The following is a 22,051-nucleotide window of genomic DNA, read 5'->3' on the forward strand; positions in this document are numbered from 1 at the left end:
GCTATGAAACAGTATGCCGGTCTAATCACAATTATCGTGCTTTGCGTCGGCGCTATTGCATATGCTCTTTTCAGCCGAATGCTGTAAAAAGACTGCCTGCTTGGCTTCAGTCCGAATACTGAAGCCAAGCAGGGGCGCCACGACAGTTGACCTGGCTTTATCCACTTATGCTTATTCCTGCCGACCATTTATCTGGCCACTGTTTTCGACAATATCCACATTGGCTATACTGTCGATTGCAGCACCGCCTATACCGCCCGACGAGCCAACCAACCCATTCCCGTTATTGCCGTTTATGCCAGCGTCCCCATTGGCTCCTGAGTTTCCCCACATGCCGCCATGACCGCCATTTCCACCGCGGCCGGCATTCATTCCTCCGGCGTTACCCGAGGCACCGATACCTGACGCCAAGTTAAAACCTTGCCCAGTCCCGCCTGCACCACCGGTGCCACCGTCAGTATAAACATTCTGGTTTTGCTCGAATGTACGATAGATCTTAAAGAATGAGGTTCCGCTCACCCCACCATCCGGAGTTCCTCTGTAATATCTCGCTCCGTTTATGTCATAAAACATTGTACTAAAACTCTGATTATCCCACCTTAAAAGCTCTTGCCCACCCCAGCTAATAATAACGCGACTGAAGTTATTAACCCAGGTCCATCCGTAACCATTGCCGCGAAGATCCCCCTCCGTTGGTTCTCTGACAGTAACATTCTGAGCATAGGTACCGCCGCCGCCCTTCCCGCCTTGTCCGCCCGAGCCACCGCCGCCACGAATAATCCCCTTATTAATCAACTGAAGATTGTTGCCGTTTCTTCCTTTAAAATTGGCATGAAGAGCAATCCCGCCGTTACCTGCGCTGGCTACAGGCCATTTACCGCCACTTCCCGATATGAAGGCTCCGGCCTCAATCTCAAGTGTCAGTTTACCGCCGAACGATCCGGCTTGCCCTGATGTTGCATCTGTAATGGCTAATGCCGCTGCTCCCGACATGCTGCCAAAATCAACACCACTGATAATAAGCCTTTTAGCCTTGTCACTTGCCCAGTCATCGGGCGTGAAAAAGCTCTTAATCAGGGTGTTATATTGCGTGGCGCTTGTGACTTTAACAACGAGCTCATTGGCCTTGCCATAGAAATCACTGAACATGATCTTCCCTGATGGTTTTTCAGCTAAGGCTCGGACAGCAGGATCATTTAATGAAAAATGCGCGTTAGAAGCACGCCCTAATTCTGCATTAATCATCGCTGCCGTCATCATACCGGAAAGAGGTAGTGTCATGATACATTGGCTCCGATGTCCCCACTTGCCATGAGGTCTCCGTCGATTCTCACAATTCCTGTGAACTGAGGATTTGCGCTCTTCGCATAATCACTGAGCAGCTGGTCAATTTCCTGTTTGGTGTAATAAGTGTTCAAGTCTTCCGGCTGTACAGCGGTTTCCGCTAACTCGCCTTGTTCTGTTGTGGCCGCACCAACATCAGCAGCCGTCAGATGAACTTCGGCCTCGCTGTGACCGTTTACGCTTTTTACGCCGCTACCAGTATTCTCTCTGGCTTTTTCAGCCCAGTGCCGAGCTGAGAACCCTTGATGCTCACCATCATCCACCAGCTCATCAACCGGCGCTTGAGCCCATTCACGAGCAAAGACTACCTGCTGATCCGCCAGCATCTGCGAGGCTTCTGCATCCGCTGCATGTTGTGCTGCAGACAGGTCGCTTGCAGCTGCATTATTCTCAGCTTTTTCTGCTCCGGTCTGAGCTGCAAGTGCTGCCGGAGTAACATCACCAACAGGTCCTGGCACGAGAACCAAATTCAGAACAAGTTCCGGACTTTCCCCTGTTATCGTAGCTGATGGGGTATCACCTGCTGCAACAGTACCGATAGACAATTGTACCGGAGCCCCGTCTTTGCCTTGAGTTCCCGTAAGATAGATCGGCGAGCTCCAGCCATTCGCAATTTTCTCATAAACAGCTGCACGTTGATCCCCGGTATCGATGACCAGAACACGAAACCCTGTGACAGCACCGCTATGTTTATTCAGACCGTCCGGCGTTAATTCCGTTGCATCCCAGCCAATCGCTGCACCATAAGCGCCCGCATCCAGCTCCTGAGCAGTACCGATACCAACATAACGCCATTCCCGCCCTGAGCCTTGGAAAGAGGCTGCGATATGATAAGCGCCGCCACGTACATGAAAGCTTGCCAATCCCTCGCTATCGGCCTGAAACGGATTCCCAAGACCAATGGCGCCTTCCCGATCCTCGTACAGTACGGCCAAAGCACCGGTCGCTTCATCCCGTACAGTTACAAATGCACGGGGAATAACATTGCCCTGCAAATCAGTGATGGTTGAATGCCACTTTGCAAATGCCATAGCTCAATCCCGTCAGTTCACACGTGGCCCGCGAATATCGCCCTGACCACCGTCGAAAATAATAAATGAATGTCCGTTGATTGCCTTGCCACAGTCTGCAAAGGGGTTACCGCCACCACCTGTCTGTCCTGCAGCGCCACCGGGATATCCTATGGAGGGCATTCCCGGTTGCTCTGAACTTGCTGCAAGATTGCTCAGCATCTGCGATCCGGCGAGATACCCTTGCCCGCCGCCACCGCCGTAGCGGAAACCGCCACCGGCAGTTTGCACAAGGCCGCCGCCACCGCCGCTCCAGATCTGATGATTATCCTTTAAGCGCACGGGATAACGTGTGTAGAGAGCATCGCCACCGGTTTCAGCTTGAATATCAGGGTTTATGAAAGCACCATTACCGCCTTTACCCTGAATGCGGCCTTTAACCTGCAAGGTCAGTTTGCATCCGGATGGCCAGCTACCAACATCAAATGCCGGCTGGTAAACACTCTGCGAGCCAACAATGACACCAGCAGAAACAATACAGACGATATCATCATTAGCAGTCGGCGACGGATACAGCTGATCATAAGCCACGCGCCAATTAAAGTTCAGCGTATTACTGTCTATAATGATCGTGCGGTTATCCAGATCTTCACTTGAGAATTCAACAAAGCGCATTTCGTCTGCGGTTATGTCAAAGCCTGTATCAGTCGGTAGAAGCCGTGTGATCTGGATCGGTACCGCCTCCTGATCACCCGCAGCATTTTGAAGCGGACGTGCAAACAACCGGTAGCCGCGACCAAGAACCGGCGGCTGAATATCAGGATCGAGAAAAGTGCTAAACCGGAACTGCCGTGGCGGATCCACAAACCGGCCGAGCATGATTTCATTCACACGCTGAGCAATCGGCCGGCCGAAGCGTGGTACCCATGACGAATAGATTGTTTTGATTGCTGCGCCGCCATAATCATCCTCTGCCTCTAAGTTCACATCAAACTGCATTGAGTGATAAGATGTAGGCTCAGACGCCTTACTCAGCGGACTGGTGATACCGAAATATGTACTGACCTGAGACAAGCGGCGCTGTGGCTGCTCAGTAATCTGAAGCGAACCTTTGAGAATACTGCTGTCATCAAACACGGCAGCATCCGTTTCAATCTTGCGCAAAACCGCGAGACGAATTGTCCGGCTGACATCATCCCACCATACAGATAAAGCCGCCTGCTCGATAAGTTCAGAGACCAGCTTATCAACGGCAGTCGGTTCAGCAATAATTCGGATATAGAGCCGGCGCAGGAACGCACCGGTCTCCGCTTTCCAGTTATCAAGCCGGATATATTCAGCCGGCACGCCTGCATAATTCACGAACAAATCACGAATGATATCTGCCGGATCCTGACCATTGTAGCGGATACAGACCTGAACACGATCTTGCGCCTTGTGCTCGATAGCCTGAGTGCCTTCCTGCCCTCGGGTCAGTACGAGTGTGTCTCCTGAACGGGTGAAATAACAGATCTCCTTACCCGCGATATTCACCACACCCGATTGCGGATATTCCAGATCACCGATACCGGCAGGTGCAATAACGGCCGTCGTAGCACTCGCTGTGATACCCGATACAATAAACCCGCGGGAAACCACCGGTGCTTTTGCTCTGCCGCCGTCAGCCATTTTCAAAGCGTCTTTAGCGACGATCTTATACCGGCCATCAAGTGATGCACTTTGAAAGCTCTCCATCACAAAGTGACGTATTTCCATCTGTTCAAGAGACTGTCCAAGCTCCCCGCGGATCAGCCGGATTGCCCGTCCGCGCAGATAAGGATGGCGGGCGCGAAACTTCCCCCAGAATGTCCCTTTCTCAAAAGGATCATAGCTACGCTCCTGCACATATTTATCGAAGCCTTTCCCCGTATCCGGATACAGGAAATCACTCATCGTGACATCCAAAGACGCTCTCGTACCAAGATTCTCGCCAAGCGAAACTGTTGCTGGCATGAAGGAGATATCCTCAATACAGGCCGCCGTATAATCGATACCACTCTCGGGCAGGTAACTTGTACCTATAGCGAACCGTAGCGTCACAGGCTCATTCACAAAACGCGGCCGCGCCTTGCATGTCGCCTTGGTGTTAAAGCATTTCTCGCCGACTGCTGCATTACAAGCGCCCTCACCGAAACGCAGAGCGCAGTAGTCCAGATCGATCTCTATGAAGGTCAGTCGTTTCATACGGCTATCGCTCTTATTTGCAGGGAGAAATTCACAATGAGCTCATTCTCAAACCGTTCTGTGACGGGTTGGATATCGCTTTCCAGCCAGCCAAACCCGCAATCACGGGGAAACTCCTGGGGAAGCCACGCAAAGAAAAAAGGCTTCACCATGGAAGCCTTTGCAAATTCGTCCAGATGCTGCCTGAACCACTTGTAGCTGATATATTCGAACTCGAAACTCAGGGATTTTGATTGTCCCGTAACAATGCGCCCGAGATAATCACCGCTCTCGGCCTGTCCGGTCACCACCTCAGTGTCATATGCATATGGCAGTGCTGTTAAACCTTGTGCCATACCATGCTGCATGACAGTCAACCGGCCGGCATAAAGCACACCAATTCGCGGCGGCGAAAATGCTGGTTTAATCCGGACAGCCACCTCTAATGCAATGACCGGTTCAAAGCGCAAAATAGCAGGGCTGTCATCCGGCAGAATAGTTTCGGTGAACACCACTCGCCACTCGTCCGGAATATCTGCAGATCGAACCTCAACAGAAACTGTTGCACCACTGCTGCCAAGGTTGTGACGACCAATGCCGATATAATCCACGGGAACGGTTGATTGGACACTCACATACAGCGACTGTTCGGTTGTTGCCGTTGAACGCCATTGCTGAGCGGTTGAAGGATTGGCCAGATTAATCGCGGGAAAGTACTGATCCTCAATGTCTGCCCGGATATTGCTCCTCTGCACCAGATTATGCCAACCGATCAGCGGTTTATTCGCTCCACCGCTTTCCAGCTGTGTAAGAGCAATATTTTGAGAAATAACAACTGACATTAGGCAGTCCTGATAATGAGCTGATGATTGTCGCTGCCCATCTCGTCGATCTTCTCAATGAGATCCGCAACCGTCTGCTTAGTGAACACTTCGCCATGCATTTTGAGCTCAATGGCTTGCTGCCTATTTTGCTGTTTTTCCGGTGGTGCCGCACTTGCCTGCGGTGAAGAAGCCGATCCGCCTCCGCCACCTCCGGATGAGGACTTTGATCCTGATCGGATTGCCGCCACAAGGGACATGCCCTTTGCCAGAACCGCCGCAACGGCAGCAAACTTACCCCAGAACGGAATTGTCGGATCAGCCAGAGCCTGAGAGGCTGCAAGATAAGCATTAATAAGCGCAGAAGCTGCAGAAAAGACTTTCTGAGCCTTTAGCATGCCCGCATTACCGCTATCCTGCATCGAGGACATGGCTCCGAAGAAATCAGAAGCCGCATCCAGAGCACCGGTATATTGCTGCACACGGATTTCATTCAGTTTAGCCTGATGATCAGCCTCAAGCCGTTCCCGCCAGAACAGATATTCCTGCTCTGTCAGCTTCTTGTTTTCCAGATGCCATTGCAGAGTTTCAAGGTCACGCAAGTAGGCCGCTGCCCGCGCTTCTTCTTCCGTGCGCAAACCATCCTGTAAAGCTTCAAGCCGGTGTTGCATTTCACGGGCGATTTTCTCTGCGGCGCGATCCGCGCGGGAGCGCCCTCCCTTGCCGCCTTTGCCTTTATCACCGGATGCACCCAGTGCCCCGCCTGCCGGCTCTTTGGCATCACCTTCAAGTTCAGCATTCAGGTCTTTGATCTTACTGACGGCTTCATCAGCAGACTTCCAGACTTTCTCCAGCCCTGTGCTAAGTGCACCAACATAATCCTCAGCTAATGCGTCATCCCAGATTGATTTCGCATCTGCGATGATATCCTTCTGAGTATCCGTCACGTTTTTCTTGAAACCTGACAAATCCAGTCCATCAAACAACGTGAACCTTTTGCCGCCGATTTCAATCCAAAGGCTTTCGGCCTCAAATTGCTCAATCAGAGCATTCCATGCCTTTGCACCGATCGCCGAGAACATGGCGGGCAGGTTTTCCCAGTATTTTACGATAATGTTATAGCCGGCAACAAACGCGCCGATGATTTTGTTCACGCTGTCTTTGGCAGCATCGATCACATCAAAACCGAATATCTGAGCCAGTTCATCGCGGAACAGATATGACGCTGTAATTGCAACTCCGATTGCACCGATCAGCAGTCCGAACGGATTGGCCAGCATGGCCGCACCAACTGCTTTAAAAGCTCCGACTACTGATGTCAGCAGAACATATGATAGCTGGGCAAAGGCCATAGATAGCAAACCGGTGCCGGCAATTATCAGTGCACTTGAACTATCAAAATCACCAGTGAGAGAACTAAGAGCCCCTGAGATGACAGTATATGCATTGCCAATAATGATCTGTGCTGCAACAAAGACCTGAGCAATTTTATTGGCATAACCGGCAACCTCATAGCCCATGTCATACAGAGCCTGCCCGAGCGCTCCGGAAGCACCGGTCGCCTGATCAACTGTCCCGATGATCACGGTAAACGCATTGCCCCAGGCCGTTCCCACATCGCCAAGCGTGGCCGGCATCTTCTCAGCTTCTTCACGCAGTTCAACAACTCGTTTTGTCAGCGCATTATAAAGAACATCACCGGTGATCTTGCCATCAGCGCCAAGCTGACGGAGCTGCAGTGTTGAAACGCCGAGTTCATCAGCCAAAGCCTGAGTGACACGCCCGCCTTTCGCCAAAACAGTATTCAGATTATTGCCCTGCAGTTTACCAAGCGCCATGGCTCGGGACAGTGCTTCCTGAACAGATGCCGCGGTCTCTGCCTTTGCTCCGGATACAACCAGAGCGTTATTTAAAGCCTCTGTATAATCAAGTGCCTGTGCGGTTGACTTACCCAATTTCTTTCAACACACCGGCATTCACAATGAAGCTTTCAGTCGTCGTATTGATATCCGAATAGGTATTCTTGGCCACAGACTGCAAGCGCTCCATAACAGCGCTCGCCTTCTCAGCACTCCCAACGGTAAGAGCCAGCCGGCTTGTCATATCTGACCAGCCGTCCGCTGCGTTTTTAAAAACCATAAGTCCCAGAGTGACACCCAAAGCACCAAGCGCTCCTTTTAGCAGTCCAAGTCCGCTTGTAAGCCCTGCAGCGCTTTTCTCCGCCTTTCCGGATGATGACGACAGATTATCCAGATCTGAAACTGCCTGCCTGGCACCGTCAACAGAAACAGAGATACCAAGAGAGGCAATATCACCGGCCATGAGATTTATTTCCCTGTTTTTGACGAGCTTCAGCACGCGCAGAATTCGCCGCAATCTCTTCTTCAAGAGTTTTGCGGAACATGGCGTCCATAGCGATGATGATTGAACATTCTTCAGGCGTAACCGGTGTACCGGTAATCCGAGCCCAACTATCGATGTCCGGATAGCTTATCGGCTGCTTTGTACTCGCCCGCACATTAGAGAGCTGCCAGAACCAGCCCCACAAATGATGACCTGCTTCAGGTATCACGACATTCTTGTTTTTATCAGCAGCGAAAAACCGTTCATTGCGCTGCCGCCGTGTTTCACCGGTTTCATCCAGCGTATCGTACCGGATAAAGGTCGAGACGGCTTCAACAAGCCCCGCCTCTAGCTCCCGGTAAAATTTTCAATGTCATTCACCTGTTTGTTGACCTGATCAAAGATCCAATCAACTGAGAGAACATCCAGAATATTTTCCCGTGTGAACTCCGGCACACCCTGCCCGTCGCGGAACTCCTGTCCGTTCCAATTCCATGACTGAAAACATGCAGCGATACGATCAATGATCTGCACCTCACCATCACTGGCTTTCAGTGACTTTCCCTTACGCTGCCGTTCATAATTGGCATCGATCTGCCGGCGGATGACGCTTTTCACACTATCTGATGCCGAAGACACAAGTGTGAACCAGATTTTCAGCCCCGTACCATTCACAGGGTGCAACAGCTCATAATCGAATGAGCTCTCATATTTTACGATATTTGAAATCGCCATTATGACCTCCAATAAAAAAGCCCCGCGTGAGCGAGGCTGTGTTTGAAACAAAAGGCGACCTGAGCCGCCTTCTTTTATGCTGTGATAAATCTCTCCCGGAGAACTGATCGATGTCACTATGTACCATTTCCAGGCGGAAAGAGGCCAAAGCGCCCTGCCATAGGATCTGATGTGAACACCTGAGTATGCCCTAATTTTTCGATACCCGCTGGCGGATCAATGTTCTCAATAACAATAAACTCTGCAAAAGAAGAAAGGCTAGCTAAATGCTCAAAAAAGAAGTCACGTAGAGAAGTATTGCGAAGGTCTTGTTCGTCGGCAGCCAAAGGACCTTCCTTTGATCTGATAGGATCACGGTAAGTTAGCAGAGGCGTATCAAGTATTAGAAAGCCTGGATGCGGCAGACCTCTTTCATGGCAAAAGATTAGCAACGCTACCTTGAAGGCTGCGTGCGTTATAGCACGCACACCTTTACCGTTATCTCGTCTATGTTTACCATCAATGCGTAGATCATAGGTAACATCATCAAAGGTTACATGACGCTTTCCAGGAAACTGCCATTCACCCAAAACGTCACTAACTGTCTGAGCGAAGTCATGAGCTACGGTGCCTGATACACCAAGGCGTGGTTTATCAGATTTAGAGGCAGGCTTGATACTTGCTAGCTCAGCTCGTCTATCGAGCAAAGCCTGCCTCTGAGCCAAGAGACCTATCCCTCGCTTAACGTGATCACGAACTCCTGTAAGTTCAGTAAGAAGCCGCTGTTTTTCTCGCGCTTCTGGCGACAATCGACGAATTTCCTCGTCCGCCAGATCCAGTTCGATGCTTTGTGCAAAAAATTCCGTAGTTAGTAATTCTCGCTCTATTTTTAATGACTGAATTGTCTCTTCCAACGAGGCTCGCTGTTTGACGATCTTCTCAATTTCCATGACAGAGGCAATACGAATTTTTTCGACATCTGCTATGCCGTGATCGTGGAGCTGTGCAGTTGGCACTGCGCCACACAAAGGGCAATCTTTATCGCCCCCCAAAAGCAATAGAAACCCGGCCTCCTCAACTGCCTCCAGTCGCCGTACATCTGACGTGTAAACCTCGTCGAGTTGAGCAAAACGAGACAGATTAACGGTAACCTCAGTTAGTCGCTGCTGAATCGTCGCCATTATTTGAGCTGCATCTCTCTTACGATCAAGCTGTGCTCTTATGTTATCTTGGGAGAGTTGCACCTCTTCCTGTACCACTAGAAATGTCCCACTCAGCGTTTGATCCTGCTCAGCTAACCCCTCAATATCAGGAAAATCAGCTGCGATATTTTCGTCAATGCTAGCGATCATCTCATCGAGGACCTCCAACTTTGCATTCGTCTGAGTTTTGAATACAGTCTTATTCACGACAGGAACGACAGCGCTATCGTCAACCCCCGTCAACAACAGCTTGAACGCACTACGCTCAGCTGTCATGGTTGTATATTGTCCTGCCTCTATAGGAGACGTTTCACTCTGGATAGTAGTTTCATCGACTAAACAAAAACGGATAACATCGCGAAAGCTCAAACTTCGCTTCTTTCCATTGGCGTCCACAGCAATGTACTTATTGCCAAAGCCAAGATCATTGAGAAGAAATTGCGAGACATTGTCATTGTTAGAATGATCATGACGCGCCGAAAGTGCACGAACATTCTGGTCCATCATAAGTGACGATACATGCCCATTGTGGAGCTCGAAAGCACCTCCAGCGAGTGCCCTCGTTAGCGTAACATCGCCATGAGTGGGCAGGGTCAAGGAAAGCCAGGCACGATCGTAACCATCGCGCTCGCTGATCTCAGGAATCGGCCGAGAACTGCCGAGCATGAAATCCAGTACCTTGACCATAAAGGATTTGCCAGTGTTGGAAGCACCAAATATCAAATTCAGGCCATGGTCGAAATCAACATCGGCTAATGGTCGATGTGGCCCAGTAAATGAAAGGCCCTTAATGGACATAAAATGATTGGAAGTGGTCATGACGTAGACCTTTCCAATCCACCCTCACCATGGAATTCAACTGCCCACCGCCCAATTTTTTGTTCGATAAGATCTGTGAGCTGTTCACTTGTAAAGTTTTTCAACTGGGCTGTTAACCATTCCGCTCTGATTTTAAGCTCCAAAGCATAGGGGGTGTGCATAGTCTCGACCAGCGCAGAAGCATCATCAGACGCATAATAAGCAATACCATTATCACCGGCTACAGCATTGATCATATGTAGACGCCGCATCAGGTGAACGCCCTCCTCAACAACGCGACGACGTACCAGTAATTCGCCTGTTCGCTGAGGTAAGTCCGGATGAAGGCTCTTTGGGCCTCCAACATCAGCAGTGTGTACCACAAGGTGGTCAAACCATGTCAACTCAGTGAGATCGAAACTTTTAGGAAACGCAGCATTCAAAAAAACTAATGCGCGTACCCCCGTTTCCAGTGCACTATTGAAAAGCGGTGTAGATTGAGTTGTCTCTACAACTTCCATTTCAGCTGTCCTTCATTAATAAAGTGATGACAAATGCCCTGTTTGACGGGGGTTCGGGCATATTTTGCAAGCGGCCCCGCTGGTTGTGTATTACCGGCTTGAGTCATCACCGCATTGATGCGCGAAAGTGTGTCCTCATGTTTGGAAATGTGCGTCTCATAGATACCGTGTAGAATTTCATTTCGGAGATCTTCGGTATCCTTCACAGTAGTGTTGTCACGGTAAAATCGAGTAAATGCATCGGCATCGAAATACCTCTCACGCTGTATATTCAAATGCGGCCCATGCATTTTATGCGCGCCGGCAACGGCAAAATCGGCAAAGATACAGCCTTCTCGTTCGCTGTATGCATCTAGTAATCCTTGGATGTAAGGCAGTTCCACAGTCTGAATATCAGCCGGAGTGATACCGACCGGTGCCGGACCCGGATCCGCACCAAACCAGTGATATAGCACCGACTTGGCGGCTTCATCAGCAAGCATGATGTCAACAGAAATTGGATCAATACAAGAAAAATCCCATGCTAAAATAAACGCCTTTAATTCATCATCCAGGGGGATATACTTCTTCTCGACAATTGAATTAGCGCAATATTTATCCCACTCCGCGATCATTTTTTCTTTGAACGCTAATGGTTTAAAAATAAGAGACTTCAGGTTTCGATTTATTCCACGTGGCGCAACGAAAAAGAATTTATCAGGCGCCGTAAATTCACCTTTGAAGCTATAATACAGAACTTTTCCAAGCTCTGAGATACCAGCCTCAGTGGGGAGAGTACGGGCGTATTGCTTACACTGATAATTATGCCAAGCCCCTTCATGCCGTTGTGATGACAAAAAGCCAACTACGTCTCGCCCCATATCCCCTGTACCAGTAAAGCGTTCGACTTTGATATATTCGGCCTTTTTTAGCGCCCACTGCCGAACAAATTCCTCTAATTGGTCATCATCCAGAGCAAGTAATTGTCGCCGATAATCGTAATTATTTCCCATGGCATATCTTATATTGCTTAAATACCATTCGTCCAACTCCACCAAACATGGCCAAATTTAACGTCACCCATAGGATTGAACGATATATATCGAAAATATTATTAAGTTCGAATCGCCTTCCTACTTGATTTATTCTTGCGACAGCAGACATCATCCTGTCCACCATCATTTAACAACATGCAAAATCGAAACTATAAATGCATATCCTACAAAACATTTCTCAAAACAAAGTTAACCTTTATATCGCCGACGGCCCTATGATCCTCCGTATTTTGTACTTTCCTTCCGATCTTTTACGATTGTTGCGCTCTCATACATAAATCAACACGTGTCTTCCCAGATCACGCCGCCGGAATAGTAAGCTGCTCCTGATTAAGCGCCAATGTGAACACATTGAGAATGAAATCTTCAACACCGCCGTTAGGTGTTGAAGGTCCCGCTACCAAGCCACGGTTGAAATGCGTGGTGCCCGTACCTGCCGGCGTCAGCTTATCATTGTGGACGATCTTGAACGCATAATTGAAGTTCGTCTTCGCTGCCGCCCGCATGGCCAGCTGCCCCTGATCTGTCGGTACATAAGAGCACTCAATCGCCGGATCACCGGCATTGATGATACCCTTTGCTTTCTGGGTCACTGTCGTATCCATGGTGTCATAGTTCAGGATATTCACCTGTGAGCCGGTTTCACCGATATTGCCGACCTTTGCGACCTCAACCCAGTCATCAATGGCTTCAAAATCAGTTAGCGCGAGATCATTCGGAGCGATTGTCGCGCTGATATAGAACTTTGTACCCATGTTGGTATTTGCCATGGTGAAGTCTCCTGTTAGGCAAAAGAAAAATAAGGGATTGTTACCGGAACTATGAGCCTGTCCGGTTCCTGCATGTCATTACCGACCGTCGGCGATGCACTGACATGGATTGAAACATTGTCTCTGGTGATGACCGAACCGCGTGCAAACGCTTGTGTGATCCGGCCTGCAATCTCACGGGCTTTAATGCCGCCGCTCCCGCTCACATCACAGATGAGAACCTGAAATAGTCCGAGATAATGGTTTTCAGCATCGAGTGCGAGAAAAGGAGATCTCGTCGTATTCGGCAGAACTGACGGTCGCAGATACGTGACGCCGGCTTTTGGCTTATAGTCTGTACCAGGCCATGCAATATCGACCTTATGTGGTGCGAAACTGACCGTTCTCAGTTGTTCAAGCAGAGCTTCATAAATGATCAGATCAACATTCATGCGCCACTCTGCTTTCTGACTTCATCTGATGCCCGCGCTACATGAACCGGCCAGTTCTGAGCTGCCAGTCTCACCATGCCGCGCCCTTGCCGGCCGTTCGTGCCGTATTCAACATGTGCCCCGTAATTTGCGGTAAAGCTCGCCCAGATCGTGTTACCGATTTCCGCTCCGGCAATTGCCAGAGTGTATTGCGGGTTCAATTCATATTGTTTTGGCTTACTGCCGGCGGGTAACGGCCTGTCAGGAGGTCTTGCACCGTCAAGGGACACCACAACGCTTGCCCGCAGAAATCCTGTGTCCACCGGCACACGATCGATCATATCCTCAATGACAAATTGTGCGGCAGTCCGAAATACAGCCAGCATCCGGCGCTGTGTCTGCATCACGAATGCATCCACCTGTGCAGCAAAGTTCTGTTGAACCATTAGTCGATGTTTTTCAGAAAGTTCAGCCTGATGAACTGTGTGCACCGGCATCGGATAACCTGACCGGCAGACGCACCCAGACTGGTATCACCCGGATACATCATCTGAGAACCATCCGGTAAAGTGAAAGGAGTATTGAGCCCCTGCACCTCAACTCCGCCCATGAGGCGATGATCATGTCTCACACGCTCATCCGAAGCTGTTTTCCATACGCGGGTAACATCTTGCTCAGTGTATCCGGTGCTCTCAAGTCCCTGCCTGAACGCTTCATGATTAGCAGCATTCAATGCAGACAGCGTTTCCGTACGGGCGATCGTATCACCACGCTGACGCAATAAACTGTCCTCATATCGGGCGAGCATCCGTACGATTGTATCAGCCGGTAGTTTTTCACCGGTTTGAATTGCTTTTAGCACAGTGCGGTCAAAGCGCTTATCCCGTCGTGCTCTCGTCAGATAGTTCTGCAATGAAGCAGGATCACCGGAGAGCAGTTCCAGACGGGCATTCCGGACATACTGTGACTGCGCCTCAGTCAGGCCAAGTATCCCGCCTTCGCGCCTGCCTGTCGCCCGGTTGATACGCCCAACAACATCGAGAGCTGTTGTTTTCGGGTTATTACCTGCCTCTATACCCGCGATCAGTGCATTACGAACTGCATTGCGCATATCATCGGCAACTGAAGGGATTAAACCTGCTGACTGGCCGGATAGCCAACGCTCAGCACCGATGTGACGCACATCAAAACGGATCACCAGCACATTGCCGTCCGGATCACGAAACTTCGGCAAACCGGATAATGCGGCAATTCCTCCGCCCTCAAAAGTATCTGCTATCGCTTTATCCAATGGCCGGAAAACAGCCAGATCAATGTGCAAAGCTTCCATTGCACCGCTAATATCGCTCTTTTCCAGTCGTTCAACAATCCGGCGCATCTGCACATTGGATTTAATATCAGTAATAGCAGCCATGAATGCTGAACGGATCAACGGTTCGAAATTAGCAATCAGCAGTTCAAAGCGATCACGTTGACTTAAACGTCTGAGCATTTAGTAATCATCCACGTATGTTAGTGTCCAAACAAACATTTAAGCGACAAAACAATGGGAGGTGTTCATGAGCGTACGGATGTACGACGATATCGTCAGTTCAACTAATAGAGCAGTACAAATTTTCAATATATTGATTGGGTTAGCGTATAATCGCCAAACCATTACTTATAAAAAACTTGCTGAAATAATGAACTTTGATGGTGCAGGAGTATTTTCACATCCACTCGATCACATACTGCACTGGTGCAAAGATTCTAAATTGCCATCGTTAACTGTACTGGTAGTGAACTCAAAAAGCGGGCTTCCAGGATCTGGCTTTTCCACGCATGAAGATCTGCATGCCCAGAGAGAGAAGGTTTATGCGGAGAATTGGTATCGCATCATTCCGCCAACTATGGATGAACTGAATGCAGCTTATCAAAAGCGTAAAACTTAATGCGTTCATCCTGAAATATTATCCCCTTACTTGCAGTTCATAATAAACCACAACGCCTGCCGGATTAAGCGGCGACACGCGAATGACTGTGAACTCGGAACCACCGACAATCAGCTTATCAGCAACTGTCGGCTCAACTTCCAGACCTCCTGCTGCCACGTAGATCTTACGGTCATTCGCTTCAATCAGTGTGCCTTGCAGTTCATATGCACTGTATTCCAGCACAACGAGCTTACACGGATAGTCCGCCTCTGTTCGCTCAGGCTTCCAGGGCTCTGGATTATCCGGTTTATCTTCCGTACGCCGGATTACTCCGGTCTGACCAAAGCGGGCTATCAGGCGGTCTGCAGTAGCCCTGCCGGCAGCATAATTAAAACCAACCATCTCAGCCTACCGATTGGATGCCGAAGCAAGCAGTATGCGGATTGCGCAGATATGGTGTGAGCATACCATCTACAACCGAAATCAACGGAGTTAGTGCTGCAGCCACATCAGTTCCCTGAACGCCGGCAAATTGTGTTTCCAATGCCCCGACCTTCTCACGCACAACGATTGAAGAAGCAGAACCGATAGTGTTTAGGCTGTCCGGATTACGGGCTTCTGTTAAAGCCGCAAAAAATGAAGCATGAATGACCGGCAGCGGTACCGCACTTGCAGACACCGGAACGCCACGCAGAGATGCTCCTGTGCGCGGCCATGCCCGTTCCTGATCAAACGCAGCTAACGTACCGATAAACCGGTCACCATAAAGTGCATCAACATACTGACTGCCCCGCTGACGCAAGACTGCCGGCGCGAATGATCCGGCCGGCAGCGTATAACCATTATCAGTCAGCCATTGTGTGAACTGATCATCCGTCCCGTAACCGGCCATGTGCGTTATTCCGCCAGCTTAGCGTCAATGAGTTCCTGAAGCTTTTCGTTACTGACGTTACGGGCATATTCGATGCCGAGTTCATCAGCCTGCTTCTTCAGTTCGTCACGGTTGATAACTTCGGTCTTACCCGCAGTATCACCTTCGATGATCTGGTACCGGCCTTCCCAGCCTTTTGGCTCGGACTGAACTGTGAGTTCGGTACCCACTTCGATTTCACCGGATTTGCCGTAAATACCGGCGCCTGTAATACGAATTTTCATAAATGCTCTCCTGAACAGAGACGCCCTGCCCGAAGACAGGGCAACCGGTTAATTGACAACAGTGGAGTAGAACACACCGGATTTGCCGTTATAATCCGCACGGATTTCCATCCCCATCGCGCCCATGATGAGGAACTGGTAATTGTCGGTCGGATTAAGCCGTGTCATGGCTGTCGTATTCACAGCCATACCAACCAGTGGCCGGATATATTCCGCACTTGGTACAAAACCAAAGAACGCATTGCCTTTAAGCTCATGCGTCACTGCGATCTTATTGATACGGCGGTTGGTCAGCAGATAGGACAGCAATGTGCCGCCCTTAAAGCCTGTCGATCCGGAATAAGACTTATCAAAGTTACGGCCGATCTCCGGTGAGATATACAGATTGACCTTTGCAGTGATCAGGTTGGCATCCAGCATCGCACCGAGGGTCTGGGTGATAAAGGTATCAACTTCATCAGAACCGGCTGTGGTCAGATCGATCCCCGCGCCGCCGGCACCGGTACCCAGATTGATCGCTTTGGAATACGGGCTGGTACGAATGCCAGTGGCTTTATAGCCTTTGACAGAGATATTCGTATCACCGTCCAGTGCATAGAGCGCCATGTCACGACGGATCTTAGCTGTATGCGCTTCCTGATCATCCGACAGTGCGTCAAAGTTTTCAGACTGCAGCGTATTCCACTCCCGCCATTCACGGCCATAAGCGGTCGAGAAGATCGGCACCGGTGAGCCGCGATAGTCGTAGACGACTTTATCCATCGCAGTCGGAACCTGACCGGAAAGCGAGCGCACCACAGCACCGGCATCCGAGGAAACACGGTTCATATGTACCAGCTTGCCAATATTCACGGCCTTTGCCAAAGGCATAAGATCCGCCATATAGGCCTGACCTTCATCGTTGCGCATGACACGACGGGTAATACCGTCCAGATCCAGCCAGGCATCACGCGGCAAGATAGAGGCAGCATTTTGAACTGCAGCCATTGCAGTTTCGGTCTGATGAAACCACTCACGGTTTGCAGTAACTTCATTCCACCAGGTTGCATGTTCCTTAGAGTTAGCAACCAGCTCTTTATCAAAGTAACGCATTACCGGTTCTCCTTATTCTGCAGCCGTCAGATAGCCCTTAGCCGCGCGTACGCGAACAAGCTGAGCTGAACCGGTTGTGTTGTTGAAAGTCTCATCAGAGAATGCGACCACCATCTTCGAGCCAGCGGCAGCAATCGTAAGCGCACCATCCGCACCGGGCGAAAGAGCTGTTCCCTTTGAGAGATTAATACCGGCAGCTACACGGGCATTGAAGAACTGCTGATCCAGCATTTCCATGCCAATAGTTACATCACCTGCAGCATATGCCTCATCCACACCGCCCAGTGTCAGGTAATTATCCTGAGCGATATAGACTTTGCCTGTGGCAGAGGCACCGGCCGGAACGAATTTACCGTCAGTCAGAATGAGAACAGACCCTGGCAGAATTGCTACTGAGGCCGGTGCTTCTGTCACCTGTGGCGTGGTCTGAGTAACAGGACCCGCAAAAATCTTATTATAGCGTGCCATGATCAATTACCCTCCGGAAGCTGATAGGCAGGTTTGCCGTTATCGGGCTTGTAGGTACTGTTGAGTGCAGCTGCGTGAGCCGGTGCTGCCTTAGGTGCCAGCTCTTTGAGCGCATTGAGCGTCAGCTCATTGGCCACCGCTTCAGTCAGCAGGTTGGCCTTTACGACCTTTTCCACCAGACCGGCTTTTTCTGCGTCATTTTGAGCTTTCTGATTGGCCTGCATATCTGCAAGATTATCAGTCAGAGGTTTGACCGCAGATGCGACGGCCTCTGAGATAGTGTTGCCGATCGTGCTGAAACTTTCCGAAAGGGTATTCACCTTAGCGGACAGCTCTTCAAACTGTTCTTTCGATACAGTCATGTCTGTTTCCTTTCTGTTTGCAGAGGTTTCCCGACCCGTGCCGAAAGCCTCGATTAATGCGGATTTCAAACGCTCCAGCAGTGGTGCCCGCTGACGCTTCTCCAGTGCGCGGACTGCAGAATCCAATGCCCAGTCGAGATCACGCTCTGCTTCATCAAGTGCGGAGTTAATGACTTCGATGTCTTCCGGATCACCGCTTGAATTAACCAGCATTCCCACACCTTGTTCAGGCGTGGCCGCCCCATCCTGATCCAGCAGGATAGCGTCATGGTCGAACTGGATATTGCGGGCGATGTTCTTATAAGAAACGTCACCGTTAGCGGCCTCCATCATGCAGTAGAGGCCGGTTGAGGTATGGATGGGATCACCTTTGTCAATTGCGGACAGTACAGCCCTGCCGCCCTCGCTGCGATTTGCCATTTCAACGTCAATAATCTTATCAAGCAGGACGCGGCCGTTCTCACGCCGGACATTCTCGTTCCATGCGCCTATCCAGCCGAGATTGAGCCCTTCCGGATCACTGGCTGATACAAATTTGCCATTGATCACCGGATGACCAAGCGGTGCCGGCTTACGGCTGAGACTGCTGAAACTCTTTTCAATCTCTTCAGCCGGATACATGATACCGTTCATAACGATGTTGTCCGGTAGCGTTGCACCGGGCACAATCACCACATCGCGGCCATTACGTTTTTCACGTCGTATCGCGCCGGCGTTAGCCAGCGTGCGGATATTCACCCGAACTGTCTTCATTGTTATTTTTCCTCAGCCGCAGGAGGTTTACGCGGCATCACTGACGCTTCGTCATCATCATCTTCATTGCGGTAACGCTGCTCTTCGGTCAGCGGCTCTTTGCCCAGGACCTCACGCAATTCATCCGGCGTGAATACCAGTTCACCCGTTTCCCGCATTTTCTGATTGGTGTCTGCCATCTTGGACACCCGTTCGATCTTTTCCGTCATTGAGGCTTCTGTCAGATCTGACCAGTCCAGATACCAGTCGCGTTCAGCCAGAATGCCAAATCGCTCAAGCCGATTAATCAGCGCCATAATGTTCGGCCGTACTGTATTAGTGCGACGAGACATATTGGTCTGAGACCATTCATTGGCGTCTTCTGTGCTGGCTCGTTCTCCGGACTGTGACCCGATCAGGATCTTAACCGGCATTGCGATCGAAGCCGCAAATGACTGCAGCGCGATCGAGAAGAAGTGCTCAGGGCTTGGCAGGGTAACACCTAAGCTTTTGGCTTCCATGCCCTGTATCATCAGCAGCTGGTCAAAACCCTTTTGCCAGCCTGCCACCTGCTCATTCATCTTATCGGCTATCTCATCTACCGAGACGCCCATTGCCTTTGCCATTTCATCAATGCGGGCTTCAGGCGAGACTTCCAGCACCGGTGCGGATTTGGCATTCTTCCAAAATCCCTCACCGCCCGACCCGCTGACCTTTTCCAAAGTCATCAGGTCATTATAACCGGCCTCCAGCAGCGACCGGCAATCTAATGTCCCGTCCCGTGACCAGATGATGGCCCGATCCGGATGGAGCATAAATTGCCTTGGCTGGCGGATATCATCACCGACACTGGCCTCATTGAACTGAAACATCTTCGGTTCGCCGTAGGTGTCACTGGTTTGATCTGTGTCCCATTCGGACACAGCCAGCTGGCCTTCCCATGCCGGTATGATTTCAACCAGTCCCGCAAGACCGCCCGGTACGCGGTCAACCGGCATATCGAATGTTTTGCCGTCAGCAAACCGCAGGATCAGACCGGAATATGATCCGACCAGTGAGCGCCGGTCAGTCTCAGCAATACGCGACCATAAACGCAGATCTTCAAAACGCTGCCGGATCTCTCCTTCAGCTTTTGTTTCCTTGGTATGGGCACCTTGCGTACCGTCACGCTGCTGCTCTTGAAGAAACGGAACATCCTGCCATGTTTTCAGAATGGTCTTATCAACTGCAGCTGCTGCAATACCGTTGCGGGTATACATGGCATAGAGCATGTCGAAAGTGACTTTATCCGGATAGCCGAAGTCCCTGTAGTGATTATGTTTGGCCGCCATAAAATATCCGGGAAACATCACATCAAGGCGTCGTGCTCCAGCATTTGCCATAGCTCGGATTACATTCATCGGTGCCTCTTAGTCAGGAACATGCCGGCGGACGGAGCCTTATCACGTGGTGCGAAGGCCATTACAAATGCATCTGCCTTGTTGGGAGAAGGCACATCGCGTTTCTCAAGATCCTTCTTACTCTCAACCTTTGAACGGCCGGAGTTATCAAAGTCCTTGCGCGGAGTTGAAAGCTCATCGATGAGACCATCCAGATGCTCACAATCACTCGAGATCGCGATCAGATCGTCTTCATCAAAGACCTCTCCTTTGGTCACCGCGTTATAGGTATTGCGAAACCTCTTTGAAACGCTCCACCACGCCTGTGCTTTCAGGTTGGCGTAGAAGTCTTTGTTCTTCGGCGATTTAGGGTCATCAGGATCGACCTGTGCATCAGGATTTAAAACTGCCGCGCCGGCATTAAACCGGAAATACCCGATCCTCACCTCATGCTCAGTATTCAGCGCCTGAAAATGCGCACCGGCAAAGGCTCCGACCCCGATGCTGTCATAATCAATTTCGGCATCGAGTTCTCGTGCCAGGGCATGAACGCGACCGGCAGATTTGAGAAGCTCATCCTCTCTAGCCTTCCATTCATCCACCTGCATGGCCAGAAAACCCTGTGCTGCCACCGTCGCACATTTATCATTGCCGCTATCAGCAACGTCAAAACCAATACGCCTGATGCCCTTAGGCTCAATGCCGAGTTTCTTATGAGCATCAACTGCTGCCAGTATCCATGAGCGGCGGATGATAACCGCCTCGTCATCTTCCAATGGCTCACCCAGATAGATATGCCGGAACTCTTCTTCATCCTCTGCCCGCTTAGCCTCAATGACCTTGAGAATGGTCTGAGACAGAAACGAGTTTTCGTTGAAGTTGATATGCCGTTTAATCGTATCCGGCGGTGTGTTTCGCACAAACCGCTTATAGACAAAATCCGTTGTCAGCCGCGGATTGAAGATGATCCAGAACTGAGAGCCTTCCTTACGAAGCGTCGGCTCCAGAATGTCCCACTGCTCCTGCGTGAGATTATGAGCTTCCTCGATCCAGCATATGTCGATGCTTTCCAGCGACTTAATTTCATCGATATGACGCCACAGACCATAGAACATAAACTCCGCACCGGTCACTTTATGCCGGATGGTGTTCTCAGTGATGACGAACTGATTAGTCAGACCAAAGCGGCTGATCTGAATTTTGAGAAGCGTATAGACACTCTCTGCAATCTTATTCTGAAACTGTCGGGCACACAGAACACGGATATTGCACTGTGTGGCCAGATAGACAGCAAACCCAGCGGCATCCCATGATTTAGAACTTGAACGACCACCATAGAGAACACGGTTGCGTGCCGGCGTCAGCCAGAAATCACGAAGTACCGGATTGAGGGTTGGCGTAGAAGTCTGCAAGTGTCTTAACCTCTATCGGCTTACCATCCTTGCCGGTATGTTCTGTCCTGGTCGGAGCATGACTACCCTGCATCTTATTGGCTTCTGCAATGGCAGAGACAGCCACACGCGGGTCGTCTTTGATATTGGCATCGGCTATGTCTGCAAGCATGCGAAGCCTGTCAGCGGCGCTCCATTCGGCTTTTTCGGCTACTCTGCTCTGAGCATCAGATACCGCTTGCTGCACCATAACATTTGATAACAAGCGTGAGCTTTGTTCCTGTGCAGTCTTCTCACTGTAGCCGGCGCGTATCGCTGCCTGTGTGGCGTTGAGATCAATCAGATATTCTGAGACAAAACGCTCTTGCTTTGCAGTAAGTGTCATTCTGT

The 22,051-nt window shown here is 50.3% G+C and carries 25 protein-coding genes; 1 reads left to right on the plus strand and 24 read right to left on the minus strand.

The features are described 5' to 3' along the window. Positions 1 to 171: 171 nt before the first annotated feature. The 15 genes from LDL70_RS07350 to LDL70_RS07420 all read right to left on the minus strand — a co-directional run bounded on the left by LDL70_RS07350 (position 172) and on the right by LDL70_RS07420 (position 14,661). Positions 172 to 1,281 carry a hypothetical protein gene (locus LDL70_RS07350; protein WP_225688121.1) on the minus strand — a complete coding sequence of 370 codons (1,110 nt, stop codon included), beginning with the start codon at positions 1,279 to 1,281 and terminating at the stop codon, positions 172 to 174. Next, entirely contained in the window at positions 1,278 to 2,375 is a 1,098-nt protein-coding gene (locus LDL70_RS07355) for a hypothetical protein (protein ID WP_225688123.1), read from the minus strand. The genes LDL70_RS07350 and LDL70_RS07355 overlap by 4 nt, the downstream gene beginning before the upstream one ends. A gap of 12 nt (positions 2,376 to 2,387) precedes the next feature. Then, complete coding sequence (locus LDL70_RS07360; RefSeq protein ID WP_225688125.1) at positions 2,388 to 4,577, minus strand: hypothetical protein; 2,190 nt, start codon at positions 4,575 to 4,577, stop codon at positions 2,388 to 2,390. After that, positions 4,574 to 5,398, minus strand: coding sequence for a hypothetical protein (locus tag LDL70_RS07365; protein WP_225688128.1), 825 nt, complete (start codon positions 5,396 to 5,398; stop codon positions 4,574 to 4,576). The genes LDL70_RS07360 and LDL70_RS07365 overlap by 4 nt, the downstream gene beginning before the upstream one ends. Then, on the minus strand, positions 5,398 to 7,332 hold the full coding sequence (locus LDL70_RS07370; RefSeq protein ID WP_225688130.1) for a tape measure protein: 1,935 nt from the start codon (positions 7,330 to 7,332) through the stop codon (positions 5,398 to 5,400). The genes LDL70_RS07365 and LDL70_RS07370 overlap by 1 nt, the downstream gene beginning before the upstream one ends. Further along, positions 7,325 to 7,699 (minus strand): hypothetical protein, encoded by a 375-nt coding sequence (locus tag LDL70_RS07375; protein WP_225688132.1) that lies wholly within the window; start codon positions 7,697 to 7,699, stop codon positions 7,325 to 7,327. The genes LDL70_RS07370 and LDL70_RS07375 overlap by 8 nt, the downstream gene beginning before the upstream one ends. Continuing rightward, positions 7,689 to 7,949 (minus strand): hypothetical protein, encoded by a 261-nt coding sequence (locus LDL70_RS07380; RefSeq protein WP_225688134.1) that lies wholly within the window; start codon positions 7,947 to 7,949, stop codon positions 7,689 to 7,691. The genes LDL70_RS07375 and LDL70_RS07380 overlap by 11 nt, the downstream gene beginning before the upstream one ends. Positions 7,950 to 8,068: 119 nt before the next feature. Then, positions 8,069 to 8,455, minus strand: a complete 387-nt coding sequence (locus tag LDL70_RS07385; protein ID WP_225688136.1) for a hypothetical protein — start codon at positions 8,453 to 8,455, stop codon at positions 8,069 to 8,071. A 116-nt stretch (positions 8,456 to 8,571) separates the two neighbouring features. Further along, positions 8,572 to 10,455: a hypothetical protein gene (locus tag LDL70_RS07390; RefSeq protein ID WP_225688138.1), complete on the minus strand. Its 1,884-nt coding sequence runs from the start codon at positions 10,453 to 10,455 to the stop codon at positions 8,572 to 8,574. Next, on the minus strand, positions 10,452 to 10,955 hold the full coding sequence (locus LDL70_RS07395; RefSeq protein WP_225688140.1) for an ABC-three component system middle component 2: 504 nt from the start codon (positions 10,953 to 10,955) through the stop codon (positions 10,452 to 10,454). The genes LDL70_RS07390 and LDL70_RS07395 overlap by 4 nt, the downstream gene beginning before the upstream one ends. Then, complete coding sequence (locus LDL70_RS07400) at positions 10,943 to 11,947, minus strand: ABC-three component system protein (RefSeq protein ID WP_225688142.1); 1,005 nt, start codon at positions 11,945 to 11,947, stop codon at positions 10,943 to 10,945. The genes LDL70_RS07395 and LDL70_RS07400 overlap by 13 nt, the downstream gene beginning before the upstream one ends. Before the next feature lie 341 nt (positions 11,948 to 12,288). Beyond that, positions 12,289 to 12,759 (minus strand): hypothetical protein, encoded by a 471-nt coding sequence (locus tag LDL70_RS07405; protein ID WP_225688144.1) that lies wholly within the window; start codon positions 12,757 to 12,759, stop codon positions 12,289 to 12,291. A 14-nt stretch (positions 12,760 to 12,773) separates the two neighbouring features. After that, entirely contained in the window at positions 12,774 to 13,190 is a 417-nt protein-coding gene (locus LDL70_RS07410) for a phage tail terminator-like protein (protein ID WP_225688146.1), read from the minus strand. Then, positions 13,187 to 13,615, minus strand: coding sequence for an HK97 gp10 family phage protein (locus tag LDL70_RS07415; protein WP_225688148.1), 429 nt, complete (start codon positions 13,613 to 13,615; stop codon positions 13,187 to 13,189). The genes LDL70_RS07410 and LDL70_RS07415 overlap by 4 nt, the downstream gene beginning before the upstream one ends. Next, the gene (locus LDL70_RS07420) at positions 13,615 to 14,661 is read right to left on the minus strand and encodes a phage minor head protein (protein WP_225688150.1); all 1,047 of its coding nucleotides are present in this window, start codon (positions 14,659 to 14,661) and stop codon (positions 13,615 to 13,617) included. The genes LDL70_RS07415 and LDL70_RS07420 overlap by 1 nt, the downstream gene beginning before the upstream one ends. A 67-nt stretch (positions 14,662 to 14,728) precedes the next feature. Here LDL70_RS07420 and LDL70_RS07425 point away from each other — a divergent pair, with 67 nt between their 5' ends. Then, entirely contained in the window at positions 14,729 to 15,100 is a 372-nt protein-coding gene (locus LDL70_RS07425; protein WP_225688152.1) for a hypothetical protein, read from the plus strand. A gap of 18 nt (positions 15,101 to 15,118) precedes the next feature. Here the strand turns inward: LDL70_RS07425 and LDL70_RS07430 are convergent, their stop codons facing one another. The 9 genes from LDL70_RS07430 to LDL70_RS07470 all read right to left on the minus strand — a co-directional run bounded on the left by LDL70_RS07430 (position 15,119) and on the right by LDL70_RS07470 (position 22,046). After that, positions 15,119 to 15,484 (minus strand): hypothetical protein, encoded by a 366-nt coding sequence (locus LDL70_RS07430; protein ID WP_225688154.1) that lies wholly within the window; start codon positions 15,482 to 15,484, stop codon positions 15,119 to 15,121. Between the two features lies 1 nt (position 15,485). Next, on the minus strand, positions 15,486 to 15,974 hold the full coding sequence (locus LDL70_RS07435) for a DnaT-like ssDNA-binding protein (protein ID WP_225688156.1): 489 nt from the start codon (positions 15,972 to 15,974) through the stop codon (positions 15,486 to 15,488). A 5-nt stretch (positions 15,975 to 15,979) separates the two neighbouring features. Further along, positions 15,980 to 16,237: a hypothetical protein gene (locus tag LDL70_RS07440; protein ID WP_225688158.1), complete on the minus strand. Its 258-nt coding sequence runs from the start codon at positions 16,235 to 16,237 to the stop codon at positions 15,980 to 15,982. A 48-nt stretch (positions 16,238 to 16,285) separates the two neighbouring features. Continuing rightward, the gene (locus tag LDL70_RS07445; protein ID WP_225688160.1) at positions 16,286 to 17,329 is read right to left on the minus strand and encodes a major capsid protein; all 1,044 of its coding nucleotides are present in this window, start codon (positions 17,327 to 17,329) and stop codon (positions 16,286 to 16,288) included. A gap of 12 nt (positions 17,330 to 17,341) precedes the next feature. Next, positions 17,342 to 17,797, minus strand: a complete 456-nt coding sequence (locus LDL70_RS07450; protein ID WP_225688162.1) for a hypothetical protein — start codon at positions 17,795 to 17,797, stop codon at positions 17,342 to 17,344. A 2-nt stretch (positions 17,798 to 17,799) separates the two neighbouring features. Continuing rightward, positions 17,800 to 18,912, minus strand: a complete 1,113-nt coding sequence (locus LDL70_RS07455; protein ID WP_225688164.1) for a hypothetical protein — start codon at positions 18,910 to 18,912, stop codon at positions 17,800 to 17,802. 2 nt (positions 18,913 to 18,914) lie between these two features. Next, on the minus strand, positions 18,915 to 20,222 hold the full coding sequence (locus LDL70_RS07460; RefSeq protein WP_225688166.1) for an anti-CBASS protein Acb1 family protein: 1,308 nt from the start codon (positions 20,220 to 20,222) through the stop codon (positions 18,915 to 18,917). Between the two features lie 65 nt (positions 20,223 to 20,287). Next, positions 20,288 to 21,682, minus strand: a complete 1,395-nt coding sequence (locus LDL70_RS07465) for a PBSX family phage terminase large subunit (protein WP_225688168.1) — start codon at positions 21,680 to 21,682, stop codon at positions 20,288 to 20,290. Next, a complete protein-coding gene (locus LDL70_RS07470) occupies positions 21,642 to 22,046 on the minus strand; it encodes a terminase small subunit (protein ID WP_225688170.1) in 405 nt (134 codons plus the stop codon). Before LDL70_RS07470 ends, LDL70_RS07465 begins: the two co-directional genes overlap by 41 nt. Positions 22,047 to 22,051: the final 5 nt, after the last annotated feature.

Origin of the sequence: Pseudochrobactrum sp. XF203 (assembly GCF_020341615.1) — a bacterium.
In the GTDB taxonomy this organism is placed as follows: Bacteria; Pseudomonadota; Alphaproteobacteria; order Rhizobiales; family Rhizobiaceae; genus Pseudochrobactrum; species Pseudochrobactrum saccharolyticum.

Coding starts and splice junctions, on each gene's coding strand:
- LDL70_RS07430 (WP_225688154.1), bottom strand. CDS start 15,484: ATGGTTGGTTTTAATTATGCTGCCGGCAGGGCTACTGCAGACCGCCTG.
- LDL70_RS07420 (WP_225688150.1), bottom strand. CDS start 14,661: ATGCTCAGACGTTTAAGTCAACGTGATCGCTTTGAACTGCTGATTGCT.
- LDL70_RS07395 (WP_225688140.1), bottom strand. CDS start 10,955: ATGGAAGTTGTAGAGACAACTCAATCTACACCGCTTTTCAATAGTGCA.
- LDL70_RS07365 (WP_225688128.1), bottom strand. CDS start 5,398: ATGTCAGTTGTTATTTCTCAAAATATTGCTCTTACACAGCTGGAAAGC.
- LDL70_RS07435 (WP_225688156.1), bottom strand. CDS start 15,974: ATGGCCGGTTACGGGACGGATGATCAGTTCACACAATGGCTGACTGAT.
- LDL70_RS07445 (WP_225688160.1), bottom strand. CDS start 17,329: ATGCGTTACTTTGATAAAGAGCTGGTTGCTAACTCTAAGGAACATGCA.
- LDL70_RS07385 (WP_225688136.1), bottom strand. CDS start 8,455: ATGGCGATTTCAAATATCGTAAAATATGAGAGCTCATTCGATTATGAG.
- LDL70_RS07470 (WP_225688170.1), bottom strand. CDS start 22,046: ATGACACTTACTGCAAAGCAAGAGCGTTTTGTCTCAGAATATCTGATT.
- LDL70_RS07440 (WP_225688158.1), bottom strand. CDS start 16,237: ATGAAAATTCGTATTACAGGCGCCGGTATTTACGGCAAATCCGGTGAA.
- LDL70_RS07400 (WP_225688142.1), bottom strand. CDS start 11,947: ATGGGAAATAATTACGATTATCGGCGACAATTACTTGCTCTGGATGAT.
- LDL70_RS07350 (WP_225688121.1), bottom strand. CDS start 1,281: ATGACACTACCTCTTTCCGGTATGATGACGGCAGCGATGATTAATGCA.
- LDL70_RS07410 (WP_225688146.1), bottom strand. CDS start 13,190: ATGAATGTTGATCTGATCATTTATGAAGCTCTGCTTGAACAACTGAGA.
- LDL70_RS07405 (WP_225688144.1), bottom strand. CDS start 12,759: ATGGCAAATACCAACATGGGTACAAAGTTCTATATCAGCGCGACAATC.
- LDL70_RS07450 (WP_225688162.1), bottom strand. CDS start 17,797: ATGGCACGCTATAATAAGATTTTTGCGGGTCCTGTTACTCAGACCACG.
- LDL70_RS07425 (WP_225688152.1), top strand. CDS start 14,729: ATGAGCGTACGGATGTACGACGATATCGTCAGTTCAACTAATAGAGCA.
- LDL70_RS07360 (WP_225688125.1), bottom strand. CDS start 4,577: ATGAAACGACTGACCTTCATAGAGATCGATCTGGACTACTGCGCTCTG.
- LDL70_RS07415 (WP_225688148.1), bottom strand. CDS start 13,615: ATGGTTCAACAGAACTTTGCTGCACAGGTGGATGCATTCGTGATGCAG.
- LDL70_RS07355 (WP_225688123.1), bottom strand. CDS start 2,375: ATGGCATTTGCAAAGTGGCATTCAACCATCACTGATTTGCAGGGCAAT.
- LDL70_RS07455 (WP_225688164.1), bottom strand. CDS start 18,912: ATGAAGACAGTTCGGGTGAATATCCGCACGCTGGCTAACGCCGGCGCG.
- LDL70_RS07375 (WP_225688132.1), bottom strand. CDS start 7,699: ATGGCCGGTGATATTGCCTCTCTTGGTATCTCTGTTTCTGTTGACGGT.
- LDL70_RS07390 (WP_225688138.1), bottom strand. CDS start 10,455: ATGACCACTTCCAATCATTTTATGTCCATTAAGGGCCTTTCATTTACT.
- LDL70_RS07460 (WP_225688166.1), bottom strand. CDS start 20,222: ATGGCGGCCAAACATAATCACTACAGGGACTTCGGCTATCCGGATAAA.